This is a genomic window from Catalinimonas alkaloidigena, assembly GCF_900100765.1.
In the GTDB taxonomy this organism is placed as follows: domain Bacteria; phylum Bacteroidota; class Bacteroidia; order Cytophagales; family Flexibacteraceae; genus Mooreia; species Mooreia alkaloidigena.
On the sequence record NZ_FNFO01000002.1, the window covers coordinates 805,753 to 822,939 of the forward strand.

A 17,187-nucleotide genomic window follows, 5' to 3' on the forward strand; every position below is an offset into this window, starting at 1 on the left:
CCCGTAAGAAAACGCGAAGGCACTCGCAACCAGCCCCTTAGGCACGATTTTTTCGGTAGATTGCCCTGCAACGGATGAAGACCCGTTCATTCGTGAAATCTTTTAAGTCATCTTAACACCTATCCTTCTATGAAAAAAGTTTATCTCTCGTTGCTGGTCGTGTTCTGCACATTACCGGCCTGGGCTCAACAGCGGCAAGCTGAAAAGGGTATCCCTTACGTTTCAAAAAGCAAATCCCATCTTTCTGAGGTAGGAATACGTCCTGCTTCGGTTGCTGCTGATGCGGATACTTTATACCCAGCCTCCTTATTTGATGAGTGTAGTGATAGCTTAAGAATTATAACTGTTACTGATAATGGAGGTTATGTAACGGGCACTAACGTGTATGGGGATCTTGAAAAACTCCAGAAGTATGGGACAGATATGCCCTACGAACTCTCTTCAATACTTGTCGTTGTAGGGTATAAGTCTGTAGCAGTAGCTACTACCGAGATTTCTGGAGTAGTCTATGGCGCTACAGAAGCAGGTGAGCCAGGTGCTTTGTTAGGCACAAGTGAACCAGTTACAATAGAAGAGGCAGATACAACGGCTTTCTTTACTCCCTTTGTATTTTCGACGCCTGTGCAATTACCTGATTCATTTTTTGTAGGAATCACTATCCCTGACGGTAGCGGAGGCGATACAATCATGGTGGTCTCTACGAAGCAAGGTTGCTATTCCGGTTTTCAAGCAGCTTGGGAAAAGCAGGCTGATGGAAATTTCTATCCATTTAATGCTGGAGACGGCACCTGGCAACTGGACGTAGATATGCTGATATTTCCTGTTATATCCCCCATTGCTGCCTCAGCCAAAAATCTGTCGGCGGTGTATCAGCCCAGCATCTATCCCAATCCGGGCAATGGCCGGGCGACGCTGAAGTATCAGCTGCCGAAGGCTTCAGAAGTCAGCGTGACGTTGCGCGACGTAACGGGTCGTGAGGTACAGCGTTTGGCAGAAGGGCTGCAGGGCGCAGGCAACAAGCAGGTGGAATTGTCGCTGAGCAACCTGAACAGCGGACTGTATTTCTACTCGATCGAAACGCCGGAAGGCATAGCATCTGGCAAACTGAACGTCGTGCGCTAACACGAACACACCAGCGCATTAAAAGCTCTCTCGGCACACGTCGGGGGAGCTTTTTTTATAACTGGAAACTCTGCCCTTTGGCGGGGATTTCGACGTTGTCGTAACCGAGTTGCTGGAGCTCCGACCGGAAGTTTTCCATCGCATCGGGGTATTCGCCGTGGCTCAGAAATACCTTTTTGAGGCGGTCTGGCTTCTGGTGTTTGACGAAGTCGAGGAGGTCGTCCAGGTCGCCGTGGCCGCTGAACACGTCCGTCGTCTCAATGTGGGCCTGTACCGTAAGTTCCTGTTTCCCCATCTTGATTTGTTTGTCGCCCCGCACCAGTTGGTGCCCGATGGTGCCTTCCGCAGCGTAGCCGATCATCAGGATCGTGCAGTAAGGATTGCCCAGGTTGACCTGAATGTGCTGCTCGACACGCCCACCGCTAACCATCCCCGACGAAGAAATGATGATGCTGGGTTCCAGGTAGTTGGAGATGGCACGGCTGCGTTTGAGGTCTTCCACGTAATGCAGGTTCGAGAAGTCGAACAGCTCTTCGTAGTCCTCGTGAAACTCCTGCGCTTCCTGGTTGAGTTGCCGGGTGAAGCGCTCGTAGACGCGCGTACTGCGCAGCGCCAGCGGACTATCGGCAAAGACCGGGATCGACGGAAAGCCGCGCTGGGCGTTGAGCTGGTTGAGGGTGTAGAGCAGGGCCTGCGTACGGCCAATGCTGAATGCCGGAATGATCAGTCGCCCCGGCATGTCGACGCAGGTGCGTTTGATCACGTCGGCCATGATGGTTTCGGGCGATTGCGTCGCCTGATGGCGTCGGTTGCCGTAGGTCGACTCGCACACCAGATAATCTACTTCCGGGAGCGGCTCAGGGTCGACCAGCAGCGGATAATTCTTCCGGCCCAGGTCGCCCGAGAACGCCAGCGTTTTGGTCTCGCCATTTTCCGTGATTTCCAGCAGAATGTGGGCGGCGCCCAGCAGGTGACCCGCCGGAATAAACGTCACCGCCAGTTGAGGACTCACCCGGAATCGTTGGTGAAACGCCAGCGTGACGAAGCGCTCCATCGTTTCCTTCACGTGCGACTCCAGGTACATCCCGGTTGTATCGATCTTCGGCTTGTTGTGTTTGCGGCGCTTTCCGCCGTGAATCTTGTTCAGGCGGCGGCGGTTCAGCGCGGCGGCGTCGTGCAACAGCAGCTCGGACAGCGCCATGGTCGGCGCGGTGCAGAGGATCTGCCCTTCGTAGCCGTCGCGCACCAGGTTGGGAAGGTTGCCGGAATGGTCGATGTGGGCGTGCGTCAGCAGCACCAGGTTGACCATCGAAGGCTCAAACGGAAAGACCGAGCGGTAGGGCAGCATGGTCGAGGGAACTTCCTCGCGTTCCATGTCGGCTCCACAATCGATCAGAATACGGTAATCACTGGCTAGTTCCAGCAGATACATGCTGCCGGTGACTTGACGGGCGGCGCCCCAGAACGTTAATTTCATGCAATTTATCGATCAGGGGTCGATTGTCTCTAAACCGCGTCCGCGTCTCGCCCCGGCAAAAAATCCACTCGCATTTTGCGAATCCGCAAATATACGGTACAGGCGATACAATACAATTATACTTTTCCGAGGGAAGAGGCGCCGTTTTCTCTGCTCAGAACTGAAATATGTGGATTTAAAATATGACGATTCTGATTTTATGAATTTGTCAGACAGCAGCGCGCAACGCGTACCTTTCCCGAAACTGCGTAGCTTTAACCATGCAATCTGAATGGCAGCGTTTGCGTGCGGTCGTGGAGCAGCTCCTGCCGCTGAACGAAACGGAGTGGGAAGCTTTCCGTGCCGGATGGCAGTATGTTGAATTTGAGCGGGGGCAGTTGCTGACCCGGCCGGGCGACGTGGAGCGGCACCTCTATTTTGTGTTGGAAGGTGTGCAGCGGGGCTATCACCTGCGAGAAACGCCCCTCGGCCACCCTCAGGAAGTGACGGTAGCGTTTACCTACCCGCCGAATTTCTCGGGCATTCCGGAGTCGTTCCTCACGCAGCAGCCGGCCCGCTATTACCTCGAAACGCTGACGCCCAGTCGAATGCTGCGCCTGTCGCACGATGCGCTGTATGCGCTGTTCGATCCGTATCCCCGCATCGAACGTTTGTTTCGGCTGGCTACGGAATCGGTACTGGTAGGGCTGGCCGCCCGGCAGGTCGAGTTGCTGTCCTTCACGGCCGAAGAGCGTTTCCGCGCCCTCCTGACGCGAAGTCCGCACGTGTTGCAACTGATTCCGCAGAAATACCTCGCTTCGTACCTGGGCATGACCCCCGAAACGTTCAACCGCCTGTTGGGTTCCGTGCGCCTCTAACGTGGCTTGATCCAGATCAAGATTTTTGGCGTCGTCGCCCGCTACCTTCGTTTCGCACTGATTTTCGAAACGCATGGACCCTACGCTTGCTGCCCCCGCCGTTCGCCCGCCTGCGCCCTGGCTGGATCGCACCGAATACCCTTTTGCCGCACACTACCTAACGGTGGAGGACGCGCAACTCCACTACGTCGACGAAGGGGAGGGGCCTCCGTTGTTGTTCGTCCATGGGACACCGACCTGGTCGTTTTTGTTTCGACATCAGATCAAAGCGTTGGCTGCGCATTACCGTTGCCTTGCACCCGACCACATCGGGTTCGGTTTATCGGATAAACCGGCGGCCTACCCCTACACGGTACAGCAACACGCGCAAAATCTGGTCGCACTGGTCGACGCCTTACAACTGCATTACATCACGCTCGTTGTGCACGATTTCGGCGGACCCATCGGGTTGTACCTCGCCACGCAACGTCCGGCCGCCATCGCGCGGCTGGTGATCTGCAACACGTGGGCGTGGTCGTCGGCCGACGATCCGGCGTTTATCAAGTTCAGCAAAGTGCTGCGCTCGCCCTTGTTGCCGCTGCTCTACAAAGGGTTGAATTTTTCGCCGCGCGTGCTGATTCCCCGGGCCTTTGCCGACCGGCGCAAGCTCACCAAGGCCATCCACCGGCACTATTACAAACCCTACCGCCGTCCGCGCGAACGCGGCGGCAGTCTGGGTTTTGCCCGCTCGCTTTTGGAGGCGCAAGAGTGGTTTCAGCAGCTATGGGAAGCCCGCGACGCGTTCTGTCACCGACCCACGCTGTTGCTGTGGGGGATGGAAGATCGGTTTCTGTCGCCGCGCTACCTGGAACGTTTTCTGGCGCATTTCCCGCAGGCCAAAGCCCTTCGCCTGGAGGGGACAGGGCATTTCGTGCCGGAAGAAGCGGCTTCAGAAGTCACCCACGCCATAAAAGCATTTCTGGCAGAGCCTCTGCCGTAACCGCGTTCCGTTCCCGGCAGAATGGGCATCTTTGCGCCCATGGCGGAAGAAGCATTACAGCATTTATTGCAACTGTTGCAGATCGAGCGCGACGAAGACCGGCGACAGTACGAAGAACAGATGATCCATACCTCCCTGGCGGAGCGGCGTCGGTTAGGCCTGACGTGGTATCCTGTACGCATTGCGGGAACGGGCTACGGCGTGGGCGAGCGGTTTTACGTGGAGCTGGAACGCACGCAGGACCAGGACCAGTCGCATCAGTTGCAGCCGGGCCGGAACGTCGAGTTTTTCAGCCGCCACCGCGAGCGGGAAGACGCCGTCAGCAGTGTGATTCAGTATGCGGGACAGAACCGCGTCAAGCTTTTTCTGCCGGGCGACGAATTGCCCGAGTGGGCAAACGAAGGCAAGCTGGGACTGACGCTGCTGTTCGACGACACCACGTACCAGGAGATGCGCGAGGCCGTGCAGGAGGTGCGTCGCGCCAAAAATAGCCGCCTCGCCGAGTTGCGCGATGTGCTCTACGGGGTGCGGCAGGCGCAGTTCGACAAGCTGCCCGTTGTAGATGCACCGCACCTGAACGAATCGCAGCGGCAGGCCGTAGCGCAGGCGTTGGCGGCCCGCGATGTCGCCATCATCCATGGCCCTCCCGGCACGGGCAAAACCACCACGCTGGTAGAACTGATCCGGCAGACCCTCGACACCGAAACGCAAGTGCTGGTCTGTGCGCCCAGCAACACGGCCGTCGATCTCCTAACCGAACGGCTGGCCGCGCTGGGACTGCGGGTTCTGCGGGTGGGCAATCCGGCGCGCGTCAGCGAAGACCAGTTGCAACACACGGTCGATGCCCAGCTGACCACGCACGCCGACTATGCACAAGTGAAGAAACTCCGTCGGCAGTCGGACGAATACCACCGGCTGGCCCGGCAATACAAACGCAACTTTGGCCATTCGGAGCGGGAGCAGCGCCGCCGCCTGCTGGCCGAAGCCCGGCAATTGTCGCGCGAAGCCGCCCGGGTCGAAGATTATCTACTGGACAAGATTCTGAGCAGTGCGCAGGTCATCACCGCCACGCCCGTCGGCTCGCAGCAGCGCATGCTGGAAGAACGCTTTTTCTCCGTCTGCTTCATCGACGAAGCGGCACAGGCGTTGGAACCGGCCTGTTGGCTGCCGATCCGGAAGGCGAAGAAGGTGGTGATGGCGGGCGATCCTTTCCAACTCCCCCCGACGGTCAAATCGCCGGAAGCCGAGCGGCAGGGCCTCGGACGGACTTTGATCGAAAAAGCGATGGAACAGGTGCGGGTGCCGGAAGGCGTCGTGCCGCGTGTGGACGTGATGCTGCAAGTGCAGTACCGGATGCACGAAACCATCATGGGCTTTTCGAACGGGGAGTTTTACGGAGGCGCGTTGCAGGCGGCCGAATCGGTCCGGCTGGCCCAACTGGGCGACGAAGGGCCCGTGCTGGAGTTTGTCGATACGGCGGGCAGCGGCTTCGAAGAAGAACCCGAACCCGAGGGCAGCAGCCTCCGCAATCCGGAAGAGGCCGCATTGTTGCTGCGCCACCTCCGGCAGTTGCTCGACAGTTTGCCGGACGAAACGCGCGCCGCGTTGCGCATTGGCATCATTTCGCCCTACAAAGCGCAGGTGACTTTGCTTCGCGAACGGCTGGCGGCCGATCCGATCGCGCGGATTGCGGCCCTTTCCGTCAACACGGTCGACGGTTTTCAGGGGCAGGAGCGCGACATCATTTGCGTGAGTCTGGTGCGCAGCAACGAGCGCGGCGAAGTGGGCTTTCTGGCCGATACGCGCCGCATGAACGTAGCCCTGACCCGCGCCAAGCGTAAACTGGTGGTGATCGGCGACAGTGCCACGCTTTCGACGCATCCGTTCTACCAGCGCTTTCTCGATTACGTGGAGCAGCACCAGGCCTACCGCAGTGCGTGGGAATGGATGGCGTAGCCGGAAGCCTTTTGTGCAAAAAATAGGAACCGTTTGCACAGATTTTCTAACTTTTCGCCCTGAAACCGATTATTGATCTCAACCCATCATGTCAAACCACCTCTCCCTTCTTGCCGCGACAGCCTTACTGGCCACTGCCGTGGGGTGCACGTCTCCCTCGAACGAAGACCAAACCGAAACGGTCGACTCCACCGAGACGACTACTACGGCGGAAGCCCGCATCTCGCAGGAGCCTTTCGGACAACTGCCGGAAGGCGATTCCGTCACGCTTTACACCCTGACCAACCCGAGCGGGGTGAAGGTCGGCATCATCAACTACGGCGCCATCGTGACTTCCATTGTGGTGCCGGACCGAAACGGCGAAATGGGTGACGTGGTGCTGGGCTTCGATAACCTGGAAGGGTACCTGATTCCGCCGCCTTACTTCGGCGCGGTGGTCGGGCGCTACGGCAACCGCATCGCCAACGGGAAGTTTACGCTGAACGGACAGACCTACACACTGGCGAAAAACAACGGCCCGAACCACCTGCACGGCGGCAATAAAGGCTTCGACAAAGTAGTGTGGGACGCTGAGCCTTTCGAAGAGGGCGATGACGTAGGGGTGCGCCTGTCGTACACCAGTCCCGATGGGGAAGAAGGGTATCCTGGTACCTTGCAGGTGACGGTGACCTACACGCTGACGCCCGACAACGAACTGGAAATGCACTACGATGCGGAGACCGACAAGGCCACGCCCGTCAACCTCACGAACCACTCGTACTTCAATCTGTCTGCCGGAAAATCCAACGACATTCTGGGGCACGAATTGATGATCAATGCCGACCGCTACACCGTGGTCGACGCTACGCTGATCCCAACTGGTGAGCAACGGCCGGTGGAGGGCACCCCGATGGATTTCACCGCGCCTCACGCCATCGGCGAGCGCATCGCGCAGGTGGAGGGCGGCTACGATCATAACTACGTCTTGAACCGCACCAGCGGCGAGGGGTTGCAGAAAGCGGTTCGTGTGGTGGAGCCCACGAGCGGGCGTGTCATGGAAGTGACCACCACCCAGCCGGGCGTGCAGTTTTACTCCGGGAATTTTCTGGACGGCACCATCACAGGTCGGGGTAACGCCAGCTACATCAAACATGCCGGGTTCTGTCTGGAAACCCAGCACTTCCCCGATTCGCCCAATCATCCCGACTTTCCGAGCACGGTCTTGAATCCGGGCGAGCGCTACGACGAAACCACGGTCTACAGATTTTCGGTACAGCAGGCGCAATAAGCGTCTGTTCACGTCCGGCGCTCTACCAAAAAAAACGCCGTGGGTTGCTCAGGCCCACGGCGTTTTGCTTTTGTTGCACTGAATATCCTTTTTTTGCTTTAAATGGGCGTTTTTGGCTTGTGTAGGGTACATGTGAAAGCATGATATTGCATAAAAAAGCAATGTTTGTTGTACCAAATGTTGTACCTGGTCTGATATTGTTGTACCTTATAGGATAGCAACAACCCTTTTTTACCCCTATGGCAAGTGTCAAAGTAGTGCGTAAAGCCAACAAAGAAGATAAGTTTGGCAAGGCTCCCCTATACCTGAGAATTATCAAGGATCGTAAAGCAAAGTTCGTAGCCCTTAGTATTAGGGTGCTGGAAGAGGAATGGGATGAGGAAACCCAACAGGTAGTTAAGATCAAAGGGTTAAAGGGCAGGGAGATGCGATTAAAAGTACAACAGTACAATAAAGCCATTGCCAAGAAAAGGTCAGAAGCAGAAGATGTAGCCCTGGATCTGGAAACTACTTCTAAGTATGTAGCACCTCAGAAGATCAAAGAAACCATCATGGGGAAGTCTTCAGAAAGTTTCCTAAAGTATGCTCATAGATACCTTGCCTCATTAGAAAAATCCAAAAAAATGGGGACATTAGGTAAAGGTAAATCAGTGATATCGAAGCTAGAAATATACTTAGGCAGTAGGGATATTGTATTCACAGATATAGATTATACTTTTCTGAAAAGCTACGAAACCTATCTGCGGGAAAGTCTTGGCAACTCTGTTAACACTATTCACAACAATTTCAACGTAATCAGGAAACTGATTAATGAAGCAATAGCGGAGGGCCATTTGCCTTACGAGAAAAATCCTTTCTTGCGTTTTAAGATGAGGTTGGAAAAGACTACCAAGAACTACCTATCAGAAGAAGAACTAGATGCTATCGAAGCCTTACCCTTGAAGCCAGCCAGTAAAAGATATCAGCATCGAAGCATATACATCTTCTGCTGTTGGGCAGGAGGATTACGAATATCTGATGTAATTCAGCTACAATGGTTGAACTATAAAGAGGGAAAGATTACACTTACCATGTACAAAACGAACACTGTGGTATCAATAATGTTGCCTAAACGTGCCATTGAAATTATCGAGGAGTATGATCAACCAGATAAGAAGCCAACTGACTACATATTTCCCTTTTTACGGAATGATCGTGATTATTCAGATCCTAAAGCTTTATTTAAAGCCATCTCATCGATTTCTTCTTATGCTAACAAAGATTTAAAGCGCATAGGGGAGGAGGCAGGTATACCTCACGTATTACACTTTCATACCAGTAGACACACATTTGCTACCAGAGCATTACGTAAAGGCATGCGAATAGAGTACGTCTCGAAGCTATTGGGCCATACTTCAGTGAAAACCACTCAGATCTATGCGAAAGTTGTGAATGAGGAGTTAGACAAAGCGATGGAGGCTTTTAACTGAAATATTTAAATATATGTTTACTTTGGGTGAACTAACCAAAGCAATAGATAGAAGCATTGAATTGTTCTATTCTAGGTATGATGCGGTCAAACATAACAATGATGAATTTAGAGAAGTTGCTGATGAGAACGGAAAAGTTATAGCGTATTCTTTCGATCACCATGACGCTGAGCATGGTTTATATAGAAGAGAATTTCTACTTGAAAAAGACATTAGCAAAGCATCTCACGATTTAATCTTAGAAGCAATCTCCTTAATTGACAAGGATTTAAAGCAGCTTAACATAGAAAATCGAATACCTTATCTTAACCATGAGAAAGGAATTCTTCTGGGTTATCTGACTGACGATGGCAACCAAGACCTCTACAAAAAATATCCGTCAATTAAAACATATATTCAGGAATTATTACAGTGTATTGAAGATAAAATACAAGTAAATTATACTGTTAGCGTTTTCCCTGTTAAGAAGGTAAGACGGAAGAAAGGAGCCAAGCTTAGTCTCGATTCAGACTATATAGGCGATAAATACTTTAATTATAGCGATAAGATTATAGATCTGCATAAGCAATTAACAAATCGAGGGTTACTTGCTAATAATACAAGAGAGGATTTTGTTCGCCTATTTACAAATAGACCTTTAGAAAATACTATGCATTGGAAGGGGAGTCCATCTGAGCTAGCAGTTCTATTTTCTACCCTGCACAATAAGTTTAATGTAATGCACGGTTATACTAACTGGAAAGCAATCGAAAATGCGTTTATATATGATAGGATAAATTCTGAATTAAGAACACTTGCAGGAAGTGCTTCAGACGCACTAAAGAATTCGTTCCTTGCCCTTCTAAGCGAAATATTTTCAGGGATGGAAAAAAAGAAAAGCAAGCATAGTTGACCCATACTATGCAAATAGCGATTGTATAACGATAAAATTTTATTTTCTTTTTGTTAATGAAAGCGTGCTCACTGTAATGTGGGCACGCTTTTTACTTTTTACACTATACGAGTTCTATGCATTGACTTTGCAAAGTGCAATTGGTTGGTAGGCAGCACTCTATCTTTGTTACATAATTCATATAACGGTAAAGAGATGTAATTACGTGACAAAAATATTTGTGACCAGTTACAAGGTAACGCTTACAAATACATCACAGACTTCAGAACCGAGGCATAAAGCCTTCAGATGCTGCAAGCTTACGTTATTAGTAAGCTTTCGTTACCGGCGTTGGAGGTGTGAAAGGAACTAGCCTCCAACAAATTGGTGTATAGCTTTTCTTCAAATGGAGCCTAGAGCTATTGTTGAATAAATGCAATTTATTGAATCTTAAACAATTTGTGATGTTAGAACATGAAGAGCCTGATGAAAGAAATCAGGACAATACGCCTAAAGAATCACGAGGTGATCCACCTCTTGCTTTACCTTTAGATGAGATGCTAGAATCTTACAAAGATTTGGAAGACATCTTGTTTGAATGGTCAGGCATCAATAAAGGTGGGTATGGGTACGTGATAGGCAGCAGCAAAAGTGGTAAAACTATTTTCTGTGAATGCTTGGGTATGGCAATTGCTAGTGGTCAAACTCAGTTCTTAAAAAAGCCATTAGCGAAAAAGGAAGAATCACCGGAAAAGGTGTTATTCGTCTCCTGTGAGGAGTTTCCAAGTGCCAGAATCAAACGTAACGAAAAGCAAGCTGCCTATTTTGATAAATTGGCTGGATCAGCAGAATGGCGGAAAAACTATCATGTAGTAACAGAAGCCTTTCCGCGATTCATTCACTCCTCTGCAAACTGGAAGACGTTGGTGAAGCTGTTGCTTGAACAAAAGCCAGATATAGTTTTCATCGACTCACTTACACGATTGACAAATGGACAGATCGAGGATAGTAAGACAGCCAATGCTTTGATGATGAAACTACGAGAGTTAAGCTATTTAGCGAAATGTACTCTTGTTGTGATTCACCATACTCCAAAACAAATGGGTAAGCCTCTCACGATTGACAGTGTTGCAGGTAGCAGGGTACTTATTCAGGAAGCTGATTTTTGCCTTGGTATCAACAGAACATCATCCGGTACAAGATATGTTAAGGAGATTGTTTTTCGATACAAGCAAGAAGAAGTAGATAAAGTTACTCTCTTTGCCATCAACGATACGCTAATTATTGAGGCGCAAGGAGAAAAAGCTGAATGGGAAGTGCTTGGTGAAAATGATGGAAGGTCAGACCCTAGTAACTTGATGGCAGTTTATAAGTCTATTTGTGAGAAACCTGAAGGTAAAACAACCAAAGAACTCATGGATGAATTTGTAAAAACTGGCATCATCGGGAGATCTACATTGTATCCATACCTGAAACAGTTGACTGAGGAAATGAAGATTATCAAAGAAGATAAAACCTATAAAAAGTTAGATCTTTTTGGTGATCAGAATAACGTAGAAGAGGGAGATTCTTTAGATGAGCCAACAGAAGAATAATCTATCCAATCCAAAGCACTATATGTTGGATTTGACAGACAAAATCTAAGCAGTCTAATTTATAGTACCGTTGGACTAGACAGACAATTAAATGGGCTTAACACGTTGTGTTAGGCTCATTTGCTTATCCTGTCATTTACTTTCTGAATTCGTTGATCCGCTTTTCCATCCCGCTTTCATCAACGAACTTCCAAAATGTCCACCCATTTTCAGTGGTATGTTCAGGAGCACCTAAATCTATTTTTACAGCATTAGCAGCTGCACTTGGGCTCTCGTAAAGATCACCTTTATAAAAGATCTTTGCAGTTGATGGATTGAAAACAGCGCTAGCCTTGTTTGACTTATAAGAGCAGTATACATTGATATTAGCTGTTTCTTCAAATCTAACCTCCTCATAAAATTCTTCTTTAATCGAATCCTTTGGAACAATCACATGCTTGTTCACAATGTCAAATATTGCACTAGCTCTTAGTTCTACAAAGAAATTGAATTCCTTATCATACTCACCAGTCAGCAATTCACTAGTAATTAAGTGACTTTCTAATGATCGCCCTATATTGGGGTTAACTAGTTGGATCGTTGATAGATATTCTGATGGAGGTTGATCACTTATTCTGATATTCTGGATTTTTGGAACAAGTGTTCTGTTAGCTACACAATCTATTAAATCTCTATCTATTTCATTGGTAAGAGACTTGTTAAGATAACTCTTTGGAAAAATGTGGTGATCCTCGAGAGTTGAATTAAGTGAAAGTTTTGCATCATTATTCCAGTTCAGCAACCCTTTTTTCTCATAGCTTATGATATTCAGTAAACCCTTATAAACTGCATTTGCTTTTTTATCAAATGAATATATATCTTCTACTGATAAGGTTTGAATTTTTGTTAACTTATTAAAGAAGCTTAGGTAAGTTATTTTTTTATCATTGGCAATAATAGTCAACGCGTTAGAATCTTCTATGATACGTTCGTTAGATGAACCTGAGTATCTCAATGAAAAAATTGAATTCCAATACCAAAAATCAATAAATCGCTTTTGCTTTGAACTCATAAAATGATAATCTCCTCCTATTTCATTAACAAAGTTTATTAAGGGAATCATCATATTGTCATAGGGAATCCAATCCTGAGATATGATATAGTGGTTATCATATAAATAATCTAATGTCCTCTTGTAACTCAAGCATATTTTATCCCACCACTCCTTAAAATCCTCTGCATTAAGAGAGGTGAGAATATAATTTCTGTTTATCTCTTTAGGAGAACTTTTTCTATAAGCAATGGCACGAACAATTATTTCCGGAATTAGATTGTAGTTTTGATGCTTTTGCTCAAACTCTTTTATCTTTTCTTTTAGGTTGAAATTGCCAGTATAGAGCTTTGCAGCTAGTATATCAATGAAATTTAGCTGAACCCCTCGCGTGTTACTTCTTTCAAAAAACACTACAAACTTCTCAAGATTCATATCCAGTAAATAGAAAGAAAGAAGCTTCTCAGACTTAAATAAGTCGGCAATCTTTTTTTTTAAATTCCTAAATTTTTTGAATTCTCCTTTAAAGTCAAACCCCGCTGTACTACTATAATTTTTGTAATAAGTAGAAGTGAAGAAAAATTTCTCCTTTACATCGTCTTCATCATAATCATTTTGCTCAATCTCCCAAACATCAGATAAGCGAATTGAAAGTCTTTCTGAACTTTGTTCCCCTGTAATCTCTTCAAGCAGTTCTTCTAGTTTCGCACTTTCAAAAGATGGGCTTTCTATCTCATCTTCACTTTTTGCTATGAACCAAATTTCATCTGTTCCCTTTAATGCTCTATATATTGAAGTTGATCTTTGTTGACCATCTAGTATCAATCTGAAATTTCCCCCTGTCTTATTGATTTTTTCTATTTCAGACTTCGTTACAGTCTTAATTTCTAATGAAGGCCTCTTCCTGCCTTTCGTTATCTTTCTTCGGTTATCTATCTCCCTTACTGCAATATCAAATGAAGGTATTCCATAAATAATTGCTCCTATAAATATATCTTTGATCAAGGAGTCGAATAAATCGTATGTTTTTGATACTTCCCATACAAAATCTCTTTGAAATTCTGGTAAAAATATCTTCTTAGCATCTATATCTTCAATAAGGTTCTTAATTGATTGTGTTTGCTCCATTAGATATTTGGTGGTTACGATCAGAAAAGTAGGTATTATTAATATTTTCACAAAACGATGTATCTATCTAGTACAAATTATAATAGCCTAGACTAAATAGACTTTATTTTTTACTTAGGATTTCGTGGGCTTTTGTATTAATAGCAAAGCCATTCTAAGCAGCGATTAAAGGTAAAGGGTGGTACACTTCGCAAGCAATTCAGAGGCATACAACTCTATTTTTACCTATATTTTCATCGCTTGTTCTCACGATTATAGTTTTACGAATACTCAGCAAGTTCCAGTTATCTACAGCCATACAAAGCAATGCTCATGGAATAGTACTGAAATAGTTGCCAGCCTGGGTTAGGCCATTTTCAGGCATTGTGAAGCACGTTTGAATAGATAGACCCTATTTCATCATGTACTGATGTCAAGGCTTACCAGTTGGCATACAATAACCAATTTCCAAAATGGCAGGAAATTTCCTTTACTAGATGTGAAAATAAAGCTATATAAGCTCATGATACTGAAGGCAATTTCCCCTGAAATAGATCAAAATGCAATCTATATTGCTGTTACTACTTTAGGAGATTTCTCTAAGCCTTATGTTCGAGCTTGTATAGCTTAATCTTTTCATATCTACTAACATAAGCATACATAAAACACCAATATGTATAGCAATGCTATTGTCTTTGATAGTGGTATGTCAGCTTGGTTGCTCTGAGATGTTCTAACGTTTTTTGTTAGAAGATGCAACAAATCGTAAGCTATTCATCAGTATCAGGAGCATAGGTTTTACTCGTGTTGCAACTCGCCTCCATGTCAAGTCAGCTAAGCAATTAATGCCCCTACGAGTTTGTACTCCCTGCAACCAATTAGTGGTCTTTGCATATAGCCACAAATCTATTCATAATCACTTACCGTCTATTAAGTATTTTAACTTACTGATTATCAGAATATTAACCAATGTCCATCTCAATTCAAATAAAAGAAAAACGGGTTGGACGAATTAGACTTCATAGCGTAGAAGAAACCTTTTGCGCGTAATGCTTATCTAAGCTTAATAGAAGATTGTTTTGCCATTCTACGAAACGCTGAACATATTTCCAAACACGCTCTTAACTAAGCTATATACTTTCACTGACTCAAGCCTACAACTGAAATCTATCTCAAATGATAGATTGAGTTGATCACAATGATATAAGAAGTTCTGTGGTAATTTTATTTTTTCTTTGGTCTAGGAAGACCTTTTACGATTCTATCTTTTATTGTATTCAAGCTGAATGTTCCTGATACAAAAAAGTAATTAGGATCTTTACTACCTGCACTGACTATGTTGTAACCAATATTAAACGCTTGTGCAAATGCAAATCGCGCCTCACTATTAAAGCTACCATTGCTATTTCTATCAAATCTGTCAAACTTTTTACTAAGAAAACTTAAAACAATACCAAAATTGTTTTTAGGAATATATACGTCAGAAATATTTACATAATAGTAAGGAGTTAAGGCGAAGGGTAATTTGGACCCTAAGCTAGATGAAATCCAGAACTGTGGCAAAGAAATCGAAAGTCTATAATTTCTAGTAGGGTCAATTGGAGAAAAATAGCCATCATTAGTACCGTTAGAGGCTACATTATCATCTATATAAAAGGTGTTACTTCTGTTTTGATAAGAAGTTAAGTTGTCAGTAGCTATGGAATGTTGATAGCTTGCTGAGAGGGAAATTACAAATTTTGTGCTACGAAAAATAGATAAATTTCCTCTTATACCAGGGCTAAACCTATTTGTTTTACTATTGGAAAAAGAATCATTGATTGTATCGTAATAATTGAAATTCTGGTACTCACCAAATGCTGAAACTGAATATGTGAAATAAAATCCGGCCTTTGCAGATGGATTAATTAGAGAGTCAAACCCCCATGAATATCCCAGTTCAACTACTGGGGAGTAATTTGTTTTTTTGTCAAAAATTAAGGTTGACTTAGAATTATTTACCGCATTGGCTTTAAAAAATAGTATCTGAGACTTAGCCATAGTATTTATTGTATCTCCTGAATTTGCATCAAGAACATAATACATCTTCCTATAGAACTGATGTATAGGCGCAGTAAATCCAACATTTTTTGATGACAATTCAGGTTGAATTGTAGTGGTCGGCACACCAAAGATGAAATTACCTTTTGAATCAGTTATAACATCCTGAGCCATAAGGTTTGAAAAAAGAAAGAATATTAAAAAGTAAGAAAATAAATATTTCATAAGATGTGTAGATATTTTTTGTAATTAAAACAGGCCCTAAGAAGATAAATTATTATACAGCTGTCAATACTTACTTTTCAGTATTTTTTTATTCAATCTTTTTCTTATGAAGTCTATCTAGTGCTTACTCAATACCCTAGAAAATCTACCTTCCCACATCTTGCATACATACTATACATAATACAATAGCTTAAACTGCATTTCTATTTGCAGAACCTGACAGGTGCTTACTACCACATACTCCCCCCTTTGTAAGTGTGAAGCCCTCCACCCACCTTCTTTATGTGGCTGAATATTTACATGAGTAGATACAAACGTGAAGGTCTATAAACAGAAAAACCCCTATCAAAGGGGTTTATGAGTAAAACTATATGGCTATCTAGTCCATGCTGTAGTAGCCTGGACTGAATAGACTTTTCATAGGTCATCATTCAATCCATTTCTTGATATCGCTCACAATTTTTGTTGTATCATCCCTTACCTCTTTTCCCGTATACCTAAGCACCTTAAAACCAAGCTCTTGTAGCTTTCTATCAATATTCCTATCTCTCAGTGCTTGATCTTCTGTTCTCTCGTGATAGGTATGGCCATCAGTATACACGCATAGCTTCGTATCACGCTTCTCTATATAGAAGTCAACGATAGTCATTACCTCTTTGAAGTTATTGTGTTTGTCTCTATATGTCTTTCCAGCTACTGAAATGCTTTTACCATACCAATTCAAGGGGTACTGTGGCTGGAAGCTTATGTATGACTTTAAGAGTTCCAAATAAAGTTGTCTTTCAAGTGGGCTTTGCAATACAAACAGACATTGTTTACAGCTAGGAGTTAACTTATAGGCACAAGTTGAACAAAGGGAATCATCTTTGTAATGTTCATCTACTACTCGTGCCTGGTCTTCTGTAATCCTTAATACTTCTGCCGTACTAGTTGATTCTAGTATCGTATCTATCTCATTCCTTAACTTCAAGAGATCATCCCTACCACAAATAATGGTCTTATCCCATTGCTGCCCTTTCTCATGTAGTTGGAATAAATACCTAGTAAATTCTTCCTTCTCACTAGATAGCCCTAGTGAATCGTTCATCTTTATTTTTTTAATGTTTACAGGTATTATTCCCATATCTCTTTAGTAAATCCTGACTATATGTACTGATGGATTTTAATAGGGAGATAGCCTGAAAATACATGT

At 45.6% G+C, this 17,187-nt stretch carries 12 protein-coding genes; 8 read left to right on the forward strand and 4 right to left on the reverse strand.

Annotation, left to right across the window (positions count from 1 at the left end; genetic code table 11):
• Window positions 1-129: 129 nt before the first annotated feature.
• Entirely contained in the window at window positions 130-1,122 is a 993-nt protein-coding gene (locus BLR44_RS06885) for a T9SS type A sorting domain-containing protein (RefSeq protein ID WP_089680580.1), read from the forward strand.
• A 55-nt stretch (window positions 1,123-1,177) separates the two neighbouring features.
• On the opposite strand, the gene BLR44_RS06890 is transcribed toward BLR44_RS06885, so the two are convergent.
• Window positions 1,178-2,599, reverse strand: coding sequence for an MBL fold metallo-hydrolase RNA specificity domain-containing protein (locus tag BLR44_RS06890; RefSeq protein WP_089680582.1), 1,422 nt, complete (start codon window positions 2,597-2,599; stop codon window positions 1,178-1,180).
• A 260-nt stretch (window positions 2,600-2,859) separates the two neighbouring features.
• Between BLR44_RS06890 and BLR44_RS06895 the strand changes: the two genes are divergently transcribed.
• The 7 genes from BLR44_RS06895 (at window position 2,860) to BLR44_RS06925 (ending at window position 11,593) form a co-directional block, all read left to right on the forward strand.
• A complete protein-coding gene (locus BLR44_RS06895) occupies window positions 2,860-3,456 on the forward strand; it encodes a Crp/Fnr family transcriptional regulator (RefSeq protein ID WP_089680584.1) in 597 nt (198 codons plus the stop codon).
• A 73-nt stretch (window positions 3,457-3,529) separates the two neighbouring features.
• Entirely contained in the window at window positions 3,530-4,435 is a 906-nt protein-coding gene (locus BLR44_RS06900) for an alpha/beta fold hydrolase (protein WP_089680586.1), read from the forward strand.
• A gap of 39 nt (window positions 4,436-4,474) precedes the next feature.
• Window positions 4,475-6,391: an AAA domain-containing protein gene (locus BLR44_RS06905; protein ID WP_089680793.1), complete on the forward strand. Its 1,917-nt coding sequence runs from the start codon at window positions 4,475-4,477 to the stop codon at window positions 6,389-6,391.
• 88 nt (window positions 6,392-6,479) lie between these two features.
• The gene (locus BLR44_RS06910; RefSeq protein WP_089680588.1) at window positions 6,480-7,658 is read left to right on the forward strand and encodes an aldose epimerase family protein; all 1,179 of its coding nucleotides are present in this window, start codon (window positions 6,480-6,482) and stop codon (window positions 7,656-7,658) included.
• A 239-nt stretch (window positions 7,659-7,897) separates the two neighbouring features.
• Window positions 7,898-9,127 (forward strand): site-specific integrase, encoded by a 1,230-nt coding sequence (locus BLR44_RS06915; RefSeq protein ID WP_089680590.1) that lies wholly within the window; start codon window positions 7,898-7,900, stop codon window positions 9,125-9,127.
• Window positions 9,128-9,140: 13 nt separating this feature from the next.
• Complete coding sequence (locus BLR44_RS06920) at window positions 9,141-10,019, forward strand: hypothetical protein (RefSeq protein ID WP_089680592.1); 879 nt, start codon at window positions 9,141-9,143, stop codon at window positions 10,017-10,019.
• Window positions 10,020-10,462: 443 nt separating this feature from the next.
• Window positions 10,463-11,593, forward strand: a complete 1,131-nt coding sequence (locus tag BLR44_RS06925; protein WP_089680594.1) for an AAA family ATPase — start codon at window positions 10,463-10,465, stop codon at window positions 11,591-11,593.
• A 136-nt stretch (window positions 11,594-11,729) separates the two neighbouring features.
• On the opposite strand, the gene BLR44_RS06930 is transcribed toward BLR44_RS06925, so the two are convergent.
• The 3 genes from BLR44_RS06930 to BLR44_RS06935 all read right to left on the reverse strand — a co-directional run bounded on the left by BLR44_RS06930 (window position 11,730) and on the right by BLR44_RS06935 (window position 17,118).
• Window positions 11,730-13,751: a GmrSD restriction endonuclease domain-containing protein gene (locus BLR44_RS06930; RefSeq protein ID WP_089680596.1), complete on the reverse strand. Its 2,022-nt coding sequence runs from the start codon at window positions 13,749-13,751 to the stop codon at window positions 11,730-11,732.
• A gap of 1,203 nt (window positions 13,752-14,954) precedes the next feature.
• Window positions 14,955-15,995: a hypothetical protein gene (locus BLR44_RS28565; RefSeq protein WP_143017164.1), complete on the reverse strand. Its 1,041-nt coding sequence runs from the start codon at window positions 15,993-15,995 to the stop codon at window positions 14,955-14,957.
• Window positions 15,996-16,422: 427 nt separating this feature from the next.
• Entirely contained in the window at window positions 16,423-17,118 is a 696-nt protein-coding gene (locus BLR44_RS06935; RefSeq protein ID WP_089680598.1) for an endonuclease domain-containing protein, read from the reverse strand.
• Window positions 17,119-17,187 lie beyond the last annotated feature (69 nt).